Here is a 14,865-nt window from a genome sequence, read left to right on the forward strand (position 1 = left end):
TATGGTAGCGCTTTACAGCTCTGCGATCGGGATTAATTGATACAAAAGTCTGTTGACTGTTGACTGTTGACTGTTGACTGTTGACTGTTGACTGTTGACTGTTGACTGTTGTCAGTGGGCAGTGGGCAGTGGGCAGTGGGCAGTGGGCAGTGGGCAGTGGGCAGTGGGCAGTGGGCAGTGGGCAGTGGGAAGTGGTCAGGAAGTAATTTTTGCTTTTTTTTAAACAACCTTGAGCCTTAATTTATTACCATTTTTTTGCTCAAAAGTCAATAGGTTGCACGGGATATTAATGAATCAGTCGGGAGAAAGAGGATGTTATCAGAATATATCAATAAATTAAGAGATGTAAGAACACTAAAGACCTTAAGAGGAGAAACGACTGATGGTAGCTACCTTAGAAGATACCAAGCGCCAAGCGATCGCGATGAAATTAGCAGACATGAAAGCGCTGCAAAACCTGTTGATCGCCAACGAGCAATTGTTCATCAATTCCTGCAACGACTCCGAACTAGCCCAGCGCTTCCGGGATATGCTCGAAGACGATCGCAAAAACTTGGGCGTATTAGAAACCGTAATCGTTCAATACGGAATTCAAACCGAGCCCAAAGAAACCAGCACAAAAATGATTGAAGAAGTTCAGAAACTCATGCAAGGTTCTGAACTCACATTGTTTGAAAAAGTCACCCAGCACGAACTGCTCAAACACAAACAAACAATGGCTGGTTTGTTAATTCACAAAGCTGCTCAAGTAGTCGGCGCCGACATCGAAGCTGCCATTACCCCGCTCAACACAGTTAACTTTGAGAACCGCGCTCACCAAGAACAACTCAAAGGAGTTCTCGAAATTTTAGGCGTGCGCGAACTGACCGGCAAAGACCCCGACCAAGGCGTTTGGGCTCGCGTGCAAGATGCAATGGCAGCAATGACCGGCATCATCGGCGGTGCAGTTACCCGCAGCAAAGATGAGATGAACATCACCGAAATCATCTCAATGGATCACCGCAAAACCGATACCCTCTTTATGGAAATCGCAAGCACCGACGATCCTCAAAAACTGCAAGAATTCTTCGGTCAACTTTACAAAGACCTCAGCGTTCACGCAGAAGCCGAAGAGCAAATTGTTTACCCAGCAATTCGCAGCTACTACGGCAATACTCAAGAACTCTACAGCGAGCAAGCAGAAATGAAGCAGATGCTCGCCCAAATTAAGGCTCTCAACCCCAGTTCTTCTGATTTCAAAGCGCAAATCAAACAGCTCCAAACAGCGGTTAAAGATCACGTTCGACAAGAAGAAAACGATATGTTCCCTCACATTCGCCGCAACCTGAGCGAAGCACAAATGGAACAAATGGCTACTCAATTCAAAGCAGCCAAAAGCACGATCCAGCAAGAAATGGCTAACATGAAATAATTCAGCAGCGAGCTAATTGTAGCTCTAGCTGAGCTCAAAACTAGCTAAACTGCAACCTATCAATCCCGCTAGTAACCTGGCGGGATTACTGTTTTGTGTAAACTCACCACTGTTCAAAAACTAATATCAAATCTGTTAGCCTCGGAATTATTCATCTATCTATTCTCTTTATCTGCGTGAATCAGCGTCAATCCTTTGTCATCTGGGGTTAACAAATTATTTTTTTTAACCGCAGATGAGGGCAGATAAACACAGATTCTCGCAGATTTTACGCCCGACGATGCTACCGGATTTGATATAACTAAAAAAATGAATAAACCCGCCCTAGGTAACGTGGTTGTGGGGGCGGGTTTATTTAGATTGTGAGTTATAGTCAGAGATTGTGGGTGAAAGTCGCGCCAAATCTATCCGTTAATCACAGAGCCGCCGTTGGGATGCAAAATTTGACCCGTCATGTAAGACGAATCTTTTGAAGCTAAAAACACGTAACTGGGGGCAACTTCATCGGGTTGACCGGCGCGTCCCAAGGCCGTGTCTGCACCAAATTTCTCCACTTTTTCTTCAGGGAAAGTTGCAGGAATTAGAGGCGTCCAAATCGGGCCGGGGGCGACTCCGTTGACGCGAATTCCTTTCTCAGCTAAACTTTGAGACAAAGAGCGAGTAAAGGCAACAATTGCTCCTTTTGTGGAGGAGTAATCTAGCAATTGTTGGTTGCCTTTGTAGGCGGTGACAGAGGTAGTGTTGATAATTGCACTTCCTTCTTGGAGGTGTTTGAGAGCGGCTTTTGTGAGGTAAAACATTGAGAAAATGTTGGTGCGGAATGTGCGCTCTAATTGTTCGGCGGTGATGTTTTCGATGCTTTCTTGGGGATGCTGTTCGGCGGCGTTGTTGACGAGGATGTCGAGGCGGCCAAATTCTTTAACTGTTTGTTCTACAAGGTTTTGACAGAGGCTTTCATCGCCGATGTCGCCGGCGATCGCAATACAGCGCCGGCCTTGTTGTTCGATCGCCTCTTTGGTCTTTTTGGCATCATCATCTTCGTTAAGATAGCTGATGACCACGTTAGCGCCTTCCTTGGCAAAGGCGATCGCCACTGCACGCCCGATACCGCTGTCTCCGCCAGTAATTAAGGCTACTTTGTCGCGCAATTTGTCGCTACCGCGATATCCCTCCGCGAAGGATTGAGGTTGCGGGGTCATCTCGGATTCAATACCGGGTTGCTGTTCTTGATGTTGAGGCGGATTAATCTTCTGTTCGGTTGGCATAAAAAATTCCTCTAAGTTCTACCTCTATAAATAAAGGTTTTCTGTAACTAGGGAATCGCTCTTTTTGCCGATCGTTCCCTACCACTAAAGACAGTAATTAAAGACATAAATAAACCCGCCCTCCTAACCGATGGTTGTGGAGGGCGGGTTTATCTAAAAACAACCTAACTGCTAATTGCTAAGTCTCGAACTAGAGACTTAACTTAACATTAACGATGGCTTTGTAGTATCAACTGCCGCCCACTGTAAGAGCTCATCGACCAAAGGATTTGTCGGCACAGTCAGCGAACTCGTCATTCTTGATTCCTCAAGAACAGGATCAAAGTTGTTAACAAGTGTACTCTGAGGTAGTAAAAAGTTGTTAAGTATGCTGATGTCTGAAGTGTCTGAGCTAACAGGCTCAGTCAGCTCATCGGCTCCTTGGATGCTAGAAGCGGTTTCCACAACCGGGCCGCCAATCAGCAGATCATTTCCCTGGATGCTACTTAGCCTTACTATTCCCGATGGGTCTGGGGTCGTCACAGATGTCGTAGGCACTGTGTTAGGGCCCGGCACGTCAAAGCTAACCGGGTTGGGCCCAGTTGGGATCGGGAAATTGTTGGTAACGCCCGGAGTATTGAAGACTTCCAAAACCGAGTAGCTGGCTGGAGACAAATTATTAAACCGAGCAATCCCAGCAGCATCAGTTCTCACCAGCGGTTCTGTTCCAGCATCGTAGCGGCCGTTGCCGTTGAAATCCAAAGTGAAGGGCACATCGGCAAGGGGCGGTTCGTTTCCATCTCGGATACCGTTGCGGTTGTCATCTCGGAATTTAGGAACCAAGAGGTCATAACGGCGAGAGTTACCCACCAAAGCGCAAGTAAAGGTTTGATTCGCACCGAGAACAATATCCAGCGGTTGAGTCGTTTTGAAGAAGCCCGAAGGTAATACTTCCCGAACGCTGTAATTGCCAGGGCGCAAATTGGTGAATGCAAAGGTACCAAACTGATCGGTAATAGAAGTGGGCTCTGTTGCTTGCAACACACCGTCACCATTGGTATCGATAGCAATGGTGACACCAGCAATAGCTGGTTCATTGCCATCTCGATAACCGTTCAGGTTGAAGTCCTCAAACTTGCACCCGGTGATATTGCTGTTGCGTGTGTTGGCAAAGGTAACGTTGGCGTCCTGAGTGTTCAGGGTAACATCAACGCGATCGGGAGTAGAAGGCGAGAAATTCGGCGGTACCACTTCTCGGACGACATAGTTGCCCGGTGACAAGTTGGTAAAGGCAGCTCTTCCCTGCTCATTTGTGCTCAGTTGCTGTTCTCCAGTGTCAGGAGTGCCGTTATTGTTGGTGTCCAGGAAGACACTGATACCCCTAATTGGCGCTTCACCCTGATTTGGTTCAAAGCGACCGTTGGCATTCAAGTCGTTGTATTTGAAGACATTGATGAGTGGTAGAGTGTTGCCCACACCTGCATTATTGCCAATACCCTCAGTAGCTCCAACCGGAGAAAAGGTAAGTGATGGCGAGGGGTTGGGGGCTGGTAAAGTTGTAACTGGCGCAGCAAAAATCGGCCGCTCACCAGTGGTGGCGATCGGTCTTTCACCTGGTTGTTGAACGCCGTCACGGTTGGAGTCTACGAATTTAGGGTCGTTTGGTTTCAGCGTGTAGGTTGAGTCTGCTACTAGCAGCGGTTGCTCTCTGCTGATGGTACCCTGGAATCGCGCCTGCGGCCCTGGTGCCGAAACCAGAGCGGGGTTTGGAGTGGTTGCTACTGGAGCATTGAGGTTTCCTGGGGCACCGCCACCTACTTCTGCAGGCAGTACACCTGGAAAAATTTCCAAGACTCTGTAATTGCCAGCTCGCAAATCCTTGAAGGTAACGACTCCGTTCGCATCTGTGATGGCTATCGGTTCGGAGCCTGCTCCATCCCAGCGACCGTTCCCGTTCACATCTAAAATAAACGGTACTCGGGCAATGGGGGGTTCCAAGAGTCCATTAACAAGATTTCGCAAGCCGTTGCGGTCTTGGTCTCGAAACTTGTTAACTTCAATTTGATAGAGCGGAGTATCGCCAACTTGAGCGCAGGCAAATGTTTGACCTGCTGCTACTGTCACGTCCAGTACGGGAACGTTGCCGGGGGGAGTGCTTTGGGGAAAATCGTTTGTTTCTAAGGGTTCGGCGTTTGGAGGGTTATCGTTAACTTCTAGTCCGGTAACAGAACTAATCTGTCGTCTGATCCGTTCTTCCCGAATCTTGTAGGTTCCGGGTGCTACGTTGAACGACCATGCACCATTTTTGTCTGTTAAGGTGTTCTGTTCCCCTGCATCGCGTTGACCGTTGCCATTTGAATCAATATATATCCTGACATTTTTAATCCCCGGTTCATTCCCATCTCGGAAGCCGTCGGCATCTATGTCTAAATATTTGCATCCAACGATTCGGCTGCCTACATCGACTGGGCCGTTGCCAAAGAAAACGTTGACATTTCTGTTGCCAAGGGTGACAGCTAGGGGGTTGGGAGTAGTAGGGGTTAAACCAGGAGGTATTGCCGTTTCCGTGAGTACGTAATTGCCGGGGACAAGATTTATGAATGAGAACGTGCCGTTAGCGTCCGTCGTGGTTCGTAGCCCGGGATTTTCTCCGGGTGATACTGTTGTGCTACCTGTTGCTATTGCTGTTTGGATGAGAATGGGGACATTCGCCAGACCTGGTTCATTTGCCTGTCTGATGCCATCCCGGTTCTGGTCAAAGAACTTGATGCCTAAAATTGCCGGGCCAGCATTCCCAACCACAACTGGCTGTAATTGCTGGGAAAAGCGTTCTTCGTTATCTGTCATGATTTCTCTCCTTCACACCTAAATCCACGTAAATTACAGACTACTGTATGGGTTGTAAGTTGCTGAGTAGTTTTTACTAATAACTGACAACCGCTACTCGATTTTACATACGTCTGTACTTGAGGTAATGTTCCCATCTCACACAACAATGCCTCAAGCTTTGTCGCTGGCAAGTATATCAGGTTTTGAAGAACCCTGGCAATTTGAGGGCAACATCTTCAGGATTTGCACACCTTCTCTGTCCGTACATACTTGCTGTTTCGAGCTTTAAAAAGCCTAAGACTGACTTCTCCCCCCTGATATCTAGTCCGGTGGCCTCGTTCTTGTTTGTCATGGTTCGCTGTGGATGGCGATCGCCTCCTCTGGGATTGCCAATGACAGATTTCCCAGCATCGATCGAGCTACCGGACTTGATATGACTTGCTTTGTCTGCAAATACGCCGATCGGGTTTGGGCAGGGCTGTTTCATTCTCACCAAAAACATGAATTTTGTAGGGGTAGTGCCCCCGTGCCTACCCCCGACCTAGACGATTTGAGCGGCAGGTCAGACCCAGAGGGCCGGCACGGGGGCACGGCCCCTAGGTCGAATGAAACAGCCCTGCGGGTTTGGGGGAATTACCTGATAGTTTCTCACTCACAGAGATGCTACTGCCTCTGAATCTTGCACCCAATATACAAGCCAGCTTCGGAGTTGCCGGAACTTAGGCTTGAGTGTTGGAGGTTGCCAAGAATAGGGTATCACGCGATCGCCCTTTCACCTCATCCTGATTTTTATCTGCGGTTTGGGATTCCGGGCGATCGAGCTTTGTGTCACCCTACATATCCCCGAAATCTCTCGCGCCCATCGGCACAAACGAGTGAGCGATCGCCCCTTTAATTAATTCATTTTTCTTGACAAATTCACCTATTTGTGCATTAGTATCCAGACCGACATTCTGTGGCCCAATGTTAGGAATATTGCCTAAATTCGCAAAAGATCCATCACTCAAAAATTTACTAATTTGATAACTATCACGACCCTCGCTCAAAAGCAAGCTATCGGCCCCCATATTACCCGCAAGTTCCAGTCCCGCATAGCTGCTGGGATTTGCCAGCGGGTCCTCACCCAAGGATTTAGGCGACCTACCCTCATCTCCCGTCACCAAATCGAGATCGATGCTGCTGGCCCGAATCTCTGGCGAGACAACAACCAGCGCAGGCGGAGTCGTTGGAATGAAACCGGGCGGCGGAACTTCGCGGACAACATAACTACCTACAGGAACGTTACGGAAACTGTAATTGCCCTGAACGTCGCTTAAGGTACTCGCTTCGCCCGGATCTAAACTGCTGTTGTTGTTGAGGTCGATGTAAATTTGAGTATTGGCGATCGGCGGTTCCCCCGGATCTAGGCGGCCGTTGGCGTTAAAATCGTTAAATTTCACACCGCTGATGGTGCCAGTCACCAACACGTTACCAAAGCTGAGATTAGTGGCATTTGTGCCGTTGCCCACGGCGATCGGAGTCGGATTAGGCGTGGTTTGTCGAAAACCGGGCTGCGGGACTTCCCTCACCACATAGATCCCTTGAGGCAAATTGATAAAAGAGAAATTACCTTGGGGGTTTGTTAAAGTCGAAGGTTCGTTGGGATCTCGGCCGCCGTTGTTGTTGAAATCAAGGTAAATCGGCCAGTTGGCAACTCTCGGTTCCGTCGGTTCGTTGATACCGTTACCGTTGAGGTCGTTGAACTTGAAGCCGCTGATGCTGCCGGTAGGAAAATTGTTGCCGAAATTGACGCCGACAATATTGGTATTGCCGATGATGTCGATCGGGCCTGGATTTGGCGTAGTCTGTACCCATCCCGGTTGCGGGACTTCCCTAACCAAATATCGGCCGGGAGAAACATTGGCAAAAGTGTAGTTGCCTTGCGGGTTTGTGATGGTGTTGGGTTCGCCCGGGTCAAGGCTGCCGTTGCCGTTGAGGTCGAGGTAAATTTGCCAGTTGGTCAGAGGCGGGTCTGTCGCATCTCTGACGCTGTTGGCATTGAGGTCATTGTATTTGAGACCGCTGATGCTGCCGACAAAAAAGACATTGCCAAAATTGATGTTGTTGACAGTGGCGTTGGAAGTAACGTTAACCGGGCCTGGGTCAGGCGTGGTTTGGCGAAAACCCGGTTGCTGGACTTCTCTGACCAAATATGTATTTGCGGGAATATTGACAAAAGCGTAATTGCCTTGAACGTTTGTAAAAGTAAAAGGTTCGCCGCCGTCGAGCCTGTTGTTGCCGTTGAGGTCGAGGTAAATTTGCCAGTTAGCTAGCCCTTGTTCCCCAGGATCTCGGCTGCTGTTGTTGTTGATGTCGTTGAATTTTGTGCCTGCGATCGTCCCTGCGTTAAAGTTGTTGCCAAAATTGATATTGCCAGCGTTTGTGCCGCTGGTAATCGTGATGGGTGCGGGATTGGGGGTAGTTTGGCGAAAGTTCGGCTGCTGGACTTCCCTAACTTGGTAAGTTCCCGGCGGCAGGTTGGCGAAGATGTAGTTGCCTTGCGGGTTTGTCAGGGTGGAAGGTTCGTTAAACTCAGGCTGGCCGTTGTTGTTGAGGTCGAGGTAGATTTGCCAGTTGGGAATTGGGAATTCTCCAGGATCAGGGCGGCCGTTGGCGTTGAGGTCGTTGTATTTGGTGCCGCTGATGCTGCCGACTTGGAAGTTCCCGATGTTGACGTTGCCGATGTCTATTTGGCTGGCGTTTCTGGTGCTGAATTCGGACATGGTGTTGCTGGGGCCCAATGAACGCGGTTCAATGTTTTCTGTAGGGCAATCTAGCAGTTTTTTTGCCAATTGCAGCTATTTCAGGGGATAAATTATTTTTAGGAAAGGGAAGGGAGGGGAATCAGAAATGCCCAATGCCCTGTTTGGCCAATGCCCTGTTTGGCCAATGCCCAATGCCCCATGCCCCATGCCCTGTTTGGCCAATGCCCTGTTTGGCCGATGCGTAAATTTTTTCCAGATTTGATGTACGATCGCTACCAGTTTTGCAGAGGTCGAATTCCCAATGTCCCAAAACTTGACAGCAAGCTGGAGTGACGCCTGCGAGGTTCCCAGTTTGCTCTTCGGCTGGAGTTTGTGCGGTTTATTGGTAATGGGATCGATCGCCCCTACTCATGCTGTCGCACAGCTACCTACCTCCGAACAGAGTAACAGCAATAGCCCGATCGCTCAAACAGGTGCGATCGTCCGCCCCACGCTCAAATTGGGCAGCCGCGGCTCGGAAGTGATCGAACTCCAAGCTGCTCTTCAATTGTTGGGCTTTTATACTGGCACTGTAGACGGGATTTTCTCACAAAGCACCGCTAGAGCTGTGTCTCAGTTCCAGGAAGCAGCAGGCCTGCCTCCCGACGCCATAGTCGGTCAATATACTTGGAACCGGCTGTTTCCTGCGACTCCGAGCGCGATGGTCGAAAACCCGATCGCCAACGATCCTGCAACTGCCGACAACTCAGAGATTAGCCCCGAAGCGCAGCCAACCAATTTTCCGGTTTTAAGAAGACGAATGCGGGGGCCGGCAGTCAGAGATTTGCAAGAGCGGCTGCGGGCCAAGGGATTTTTGCGCGTGAGTGCTGACGGCGTGTTTGGCCCGGAAACTCAAGCTGCTGTCAAGGCGGCTCAGCGACAATATCAACTGCCAGCAGACGGCATTGTCGGCCGCGCAACTTGGGAAGCTCTGCTGCGTTGACACCAAGCAAATAGTGCCGGCTATGCACGTTGCGGTATCGCGCGATCGTACAAATTGTTAATAATCGCTTTTGGAAGTATTTCTGCACGTCAAAAAGTGTCAAGTTTGGTAAAGAAAGTGTTTTTAGGCGCGCAGTTGGTGTTAACTTAAAAACATGAGGGGCAAAACCAAGAAGCACCAAAAACTTGGATAAAAAATTTGAAATTAGAGTATTTGTCCCGATCGGCTCTAGTTCGCAGGCAACGCCTGAACCCTGTAGCTTATTAGTAAATAAAGGTTGACATTGCGATTCGTATTGGTTAGATAGCTTGAGGCTATTGGATTAATCAAAATTTGCGATCGCAGAACAGTCAAACACAGAAGTCTGAATAGACTCCGCTGATAGCTAGCTCGTATGCAGAGTAGTTGCAAAAAAGTCCACCTTAGTTGTAGTTTGCTGAAACTCAGCAGAGCTAAAAACCCACTTGAATCAACTGAATTTACAAACTTTTTAGGGTCTGGCATCCGATATGCTAGGCCCTAAAAGTTTTGATCGTTGACAGTTGACAGTTGACAGTTGACAGTTGATAGTTGATAGTTGACAGTTGACAGTTGACAGTTGACAGTTGATAGTTGACAGTTGACAAACTAATAGACCTCTTGCAAAAGTCCTTTTAATAAAATTTTGGAACGGGCATCTTGCCCGTCCTAGTTATTTTTGAAAGAGGTCTAATGACTACTGACTAATGACTAATGACTACTGACTAATGACTACTGACTACTGACTACTGACTAATGACTACTGACTACTGACTACTGACTAATGACTACTGACTACTGACTACTGACCATTTCATTTAATTTCTTCAATTCGAGCATTCAAACCGTTAGCGCTGAGCATTTGTACCAATTCCTCAGCTTTTTCGCGTTCCCGAAAAGCACCGGCTTGCATCACCGATCGCCCGCTGGCAAAACTGCGAAAAGCACCGGGAACGAGGGATTGCATTTTTTGTCGATCGCCCCAACTGTTGGCATCGACCACAACTCGATAGCGCAAACCCAAAGCAGACGGTAGATCGAATGACGGCGAATTATCCCCGGCATCGGGCAAAGAATTCCCCCCCAAAGGTGCAGGTACATAACCGCCCCTTCCGATAGGAATGTTGCGGCCCGGAACCGGTAATCTACCCTCCGAAGCAACCGAACTCGAACTATCAAAATTGGGAGGAATCATTTGTTGCTGTACCGAAATTTCCGAAACCGATCGATAATTCGGATCGGGCACAGGAATTGCGATTGTCCCTGGGACTACCGATGAAGCAGTGGCATTCCTCCCAGAAAGCTCTTGCTGCAACTGAGCGCTTGGCGGTACGGGTCGATTTTGCACCGGTCGCCTGGAAACTGGCGCAGGTGGGGGAAGTGGCGCTCTTTCAACTCTGGGACTTAGCCGCCCGGGAGTGTAAGCCGGGAGAGAAGTGTCGGGCCCGCCGATGCTGGGAGGTCGATCGGTCGTTAGCTGCAAAGCACTTCCCCCCATTGGCCCAGGGGTATAAGTTCCCGCCACGTCAACCGAGCCCGTCGTCCGGCTGCTCGACAATTGATTCCCGTAAGCTGGGATTACTTGACCTTTTGCCGCATTGTTCACATCATACTGACCGTTGTTGCGAATGACATTCCCCCCCGGTTCGGCTGCTGTTCCCAAATCCGGCAGAGCTCTCGATATCGCCACAATTCCGTCCCGCCGATTACTCTCGATATAATTGTTACGCAGCACCGGCCTAGCATCAGCTTGCACTACCACGCCATCTTTATTGCGAGTAATTTTGTTACCGATCAGCAGAGGCGAAGCGTTCTGCGCTACATTCACCCCAAATCCCGTGTTTTCAAACACATTATCTCGAACTTCCGGCTGGGAATTGCCAAAAATAGTAATGCCGTTAGCTCCATTTTTCGAGAAAACATTCCCGCCAATCGTCGGCCTGGAAGTACCCACTACCGAAATTCCGTCGTGAGTGCTCCCAGAAAAAGTATTGTTGACAACCGTCGGAGAACTCGATTCGATCCACAAAGCGTAACCGCGATAGTTGGTATTCGTCACCGTCACCCCGCTGAGTCCCGCCCCATCTGCGCCTAAAATCGCAATATTTTGACCCGCCGAAGTCGGACTGATAAAGTATCCTCCGCCTTTGATGACAATATTCTGACCGCGAGTGTTGGGATTTCCCTGAACTGTCACGCTGGGTCTGAGCATTAATGGAAATTTTTCGCCGGTTTGCTCGCTGTAAGTACCGGGCGCTAGCAAAATCGCTGTTTTGGGCGGGGCCACGCTTAAGGCGTAGGTAAGGGTTTTAAACGGAGCTTGATCGCTGCCGTTGCCTCCTGTGTCGCTGCCGCCGGTCGAGCTGACGTACAGTATGTTGATCTCGCTCTGCCGCGTCTGAGAAAGTAGCTGCACTCCCGGTATCCCGGCAGCGATAACTGAGGGTGGAGGGGTGCAAAAAGCGGTGCTGGCAAAAACGAGCAGAAGGCAAGAACTCAAACAAGATTTTTGCGATCGCTTTTCTTTGCACTCGCTATATTGAGAATTTAGGAGCATAAATAAACCCCACTGATTTGCGATCCGAGTTCCGCTTCCCGAATTCGGTGTCGGGTTCTCGCGATCGAACTTGGATTTCACCCGCCTGCTGGGGTTTTCTTCTGTTAATCTTTTGTGTTGTTCTGCTAACCTCACGGCTCTCCTCCGAAGTGTGGTATGCAGTTTAACGATTCCACTCTCATCAAGTTTGATCTATTATGCTTTGTTTTCATCAAATTCCATAAAACTTAAAAAATTATTGTCTAATTTACCAAAATAATTGGGTTTAAAGCCCCGTCCTTGTAGGACGGCTTTCTGTGTTATACTTACGCTGACACGACAGGCGTAACTATGTTGGTATTTGAGGCAAAACTTGAGGGAACGCAGCAGCAGTACCAGAGGCTAGACGAAGCCATCCGCACCGCTCGCTTCGTTCGCAATAGCTGTCTCAGATACTGGCTCGACAACTTGGGAATCGGCAAGTACGAGTTAAGCGCCTACTGCGCTGTCCTAGCCAAAGAATTTCCCTGGGCCGCTAAACTCAACTCGCAAGCGCGTCAGGCTTCTGCTGAAAGAGCTTGGTCTGCAATTGCACGGTTCTACGACAACTGCAAAAAAAGCAAACCAGGGAAAAAAGGCTTTCCGCGCTTTAAGAAACATCAGACCCACGGCTCTGTTGAATATAAAACAACAGGTTATAAATTATCGTTCGATAGACGTACTATCACTTTCACTGATGGTTTTGAAGCCGGAAGCTTTAAGCTGTGGGGAACTCGCGACCTACACTTCTATCAATTAAAGCAGATTAAGCGAGTCCGCGTAGTTCGTAGGGCTGACGGTTACTATGTGCAGTTTTTGATAGACCAAGAGAGGTTAGAAAAGAGAACACCAACTGGTAAAACACTAGGTTTGGATGTTGGCTTGACGCACTTTTACACCGATTCAGATGGTCAAACAGTTGAGAACCCGCGTCATCTGAGAAAGTCCGAGAAAGCTCTCAAACGACTGAATCGGCGTCTTTCGAGAAGAAAAAAAGGCTCCAAAAATAAAGCCAAAGCAAGAAACCGATTAAGTAGAAAGCACCTCAAAGTAAGTAGACAACGTAAAGATTTTGCCGTGAAATTGGCAAGATGCGTAATCCAGTCTAGCGACTTGGTTGCCTACGAAGATTTGCAGGTGCGAAATATGATCAAAAATAGAAAGCTAGCTAAATCTATTTCTGATGCTGCATGGTCTGCTTTCCGTCAATGGTTGGAATATTTCGGCAAAGTGTTTGGAGTGGTAACAGTTGCTGTACTACCGCACTACACTTCGCAAAATTGTTCTAGCTGTGGGGAAATCGTCAAAAAGTCTTTGAGTCAAAGAACGCACCGCTGCCAACATTGCGGTGTTGTACTCTTACGTGACTGGAATGCCGCAATCAACATACTTGAGTTAGGACTTCGTACCGTGGGGCACACGGAAACGTTAAACGCCTCTGGAGACATCGACCGCTGCATTGGTGAGGCAACTCCTCAATGTAAGTCGAGTCGTGGAAAGAGGAAGCCTAAACAGTGATGTTTAGAATCCCCGACCGTTTACGGCGGGGAGGATGTCAAATTGGTTTATGCCAAAATTAAGCCGCCTGTTTTGCCACAATCTTGACGACCTGTGACAATGTAGCGGTTTGACTGGTAGGATTAATTATAATTAGGGTGGTTGTGAATGACCGACAAACAAAACAGAACTTTACCGGCACAGCCAGCCCTCTGCCGGATTTTAGATGCAAATTTAGATCGATCGCGCGAAGGGTTGAGAATTATTGAAGAATGGTGCAGGTTTGGTCTCAACAACGCCGATTTAGCTGGCGAGTGCAAGCAACTGCGTCAAGAATTGGCTGCTTGGCACGTCGCAGAACTTCGCAGTGCTAGGGATACGCCGGCTGATCCGGGTACGGAGTTGACTCACCCGCAGGAAGAGCAGCGTTCGAGCATTCAGCAGCTACTGGAGGCGAATTTCTGTCGGGTGGAAGAAGCTCTGCGGGTACTCGAAGAGTATGGCAAAATTTACGATCGCAATATGGGCGCGGCTTTTAAGCAGATGCGCTATCGGGTTTATACTCTCGAAAGCGATTTGCTGGCTTACCGGCGCTACCAGCAGTTACTTCGATCGCAGTTATACCTTGTAACTTCGCCGAGAGACAACTTGTTGGGAGTCGTGGAAGCTGCTTTGCAAGGCGGACTGACTTTGGTGCAGTACCGCGACAAAACCTCAGACGACGGGGTAAAGCTGGCTAATGCGCGTAAGCTTTGCGAACTTTGTCACCGCTATGATGCTTTGCTGATTGTGAACGATCGCGTGGATTTTGCGATCGCAGCGGATGCCGACGGCGTACACTTAGGACAGGGAGATTTGCCTGTGGCGGAAGCGCGCAAGTTGCTCGGCCCGGGACGGATCATCGGTTGTTCGACTACGAATGGCGAGGAAATGCAGCGAGCGGTTGATGCGGGAGCAGATTATATTGGAGTTGGGCCTGTTTACTCCACTCCTACTAAACCTGATAAACAGGCGGCGGGTTTGGACTATGTGCGGTATGCTGCTGATAAGTCGCCGATTCCGTGGTTTGCGATCGGCGGAATTGATATCAACAACCTCGATGAAATATTGAATGCCGGAGCTCAAAGGGTTGCCATAGTACGCGCAATTATGGAAGCAGAACAGCCTACTTTAGTCACGCAGTTTTTCATCTCGCAGTTGATTCGGATGCAGAATCTCAAAGCTCAGAAAGCTTTGCACGGGAAAAGCTAGGTTTATTTGCGATTTGTAGGGCGGGTTTAGCACAGGAAATCTGTGCATAAAATATAATTTTGTTACCAAACCCGCCCTGAAAACTGATATTTTACTTATGATAAATCAAATTGCGCTGCAAGTTAACGGAGAAACCCGCAATTGTGCGATCGACACACCGTTACCAAAATTACTAGAACAATTGGGATTAAACCCGCGCTTGGTGGCTGTGGAGTACAACGGCGAAATTCTGCACAAACAATTTTGGGAAGCTACACAGATGCAAGAAGGTGACATCTTAGAAGTTGTCACAATTGTGGGAGGAGGCTAGCCAC

The 14,865-nt window shown here is 48.8% G+C and carries 10 protein-coding genes; 5 read left to right on the forward strand and 5 right to left on the reverse strand.

The window, feature by feature from the left end; translation table 11 throughout:
• Window positions 1-382 precede the first annotated feature (382 nt).
• Entirely contained in the window at window positions 383-1,411 is a 1,029-nt protein-coding gene (locus QUB04_RS04760; RefSeq protein ID WP_333281682.1) for a hemerythrin domain-containing protein, read from the forward strand.
• Window positions 1,412-1,815: 404 nt separating this feature from the next.
• On the opposite strand, the gene QUB04_RS04765 is transcribed toward QUB04_RS04760, so the two are convergent.
• The 4 genes from QUB04_RS04765 to QUB04_RS04780 form a co-directional block, all read right to left on the reverse strand.
• Window positions 1,816-2,676: an SDR family oxidoreductase gene (locus QUB04_RS04765; protein WP_333281685.1), complete on the reverse strand. Its 861-nt coding sequence runs from the start codon at window positions 2,674-2,676 to the stop codon at window positions 1,816-1,818.
• A 198-nt stretch (window positions 2,677-2,874) separates the two neighbouring features.
• The gene (locus tag QUB04_RS04770; protein ID WP_333281689.1) at window positions 2,875-5,502 is read right to left on the reverse strand and encodes an SdrD B-like domain-containing protein; all 2,628 of its coding nucleotides are present in this window, start codon (window positions 5,500-5,502) and stop codon (window positions 2,875-2,877) included.
• A 178-nt stretch (window positions 5,503-5,680) separates the two neighbouring features.
• Window positions 5,681-5,971: a hypothetical protein gene (locus tag QUB04_RS04775; protein ID WP_333281691.1), complete on the reverse strand. Its 291-nt coding sequence runs from the start codon at window positions 5,969-5,971 to the stop codon at window positions 5,681-5,683.
• Window positions 5,972-6,317: 346 nt separating this feature from the next.
• Window positions 6,318-8,246 carry an SdrD B-like domain-containing protein gene (locus tag QUB04_RS04780; RefSeq protein WP_333281695.1) on the reverse strand — a complete coding sequence of 643 codons (1,929 nt, stop codon included), beginning with the start codon at window positions 8,244-8,246 and terminating at the stop codon, window positions 6,318-6,320.
• A 283-nt stretch (window positions 8,247-8,529) separates the two neighbouring features.
• On the opposite strand from QUB04_RS04780, the gene QUB04_RS04785 reads away from it, so the two are divergent.
• Window positions 8,530-9,210, forward strand: a complete 681-nt coding sequence (locus tag QUB04_RS04785; RefSeq protein ID WP_333281697.1) for a peptidoglycan-binding protein — start codon at window positions 8,530-8,532, stop codon at window positions 9,208-9,210.
• Window positions 9,211-10,042: 832 nt separating this feature from the next.
• Here QUB04_RS04785 and QUB04_RS04790 read toward each other — a convergent pair.
• Window positions 10,043-11,920 (reverse strand): DUF1565 domain-containing protein, encoded by a 1,878-nt coding sequence (locus QUB04_RS04790; RefSeq protein WP_333281699.1) that lies wholly within the window; start codon window positions 11,918-11,920, stop codon window positions 10,043-10,045.
• Between the two features lie 195 nt (window positions 11,921-12,115).
• Between QUB04_RS04790 and QUB04_RS04795 the strand changes: the two genes are divergently transcribed.
• The 3 genes from QUB04_RS04795 (at window position 12,116) to thiS (ending at window position 14,861) form a co-directional block, all read left to right on the forward strand.
• A complete protein-coding gene (locus QUB04_RS04795; protein WP_333281701.1) occupies window positions 12,116-13,321 on the forward strand; it encodes a transposase in 1,206 nt (401 codons plus the stop codon).
• A 147-nt stretch (window positions 13,322-13,468) separates the two neighbouring features.
• Window positions 13,469-14,551 (forward strand): thiamine phosphate synthase, encoded by a 1,083-nt coding sequence (locus QUB04_RS04800; RefSeq protein WP_333281704.1) that lies wholly within the window; start codon window positions 13,469-13,471, stop codon window positions 14,549-14,551.
• Window positions 14,552-14,648: 97 nt separating this feature from the next.
• Window positions 14,649-14,861, forward strand: coding sequence for a sulfur carrier protein ThiS (gene thiS, locus QUB04_RS04805; protein WP_333281707.1), 213 nt, complete (start codon window positions 14,649-14,651; stop codon window positions 14,859-14,861).
• Window positions 14,862-14,865 lie beyond the last annotated feature (4 nt).

This window comes from Microcoleus sp. D2_18a_B4 (assembly GCF_036702475.1).
In the GTDB taxonomy this organism is placed as follows: domain Bacteria; phylum Cyanobacteriota; class Cyanobacteriia; order Cyanobacteriales; family Microcoleaceae; genus Microcoleus.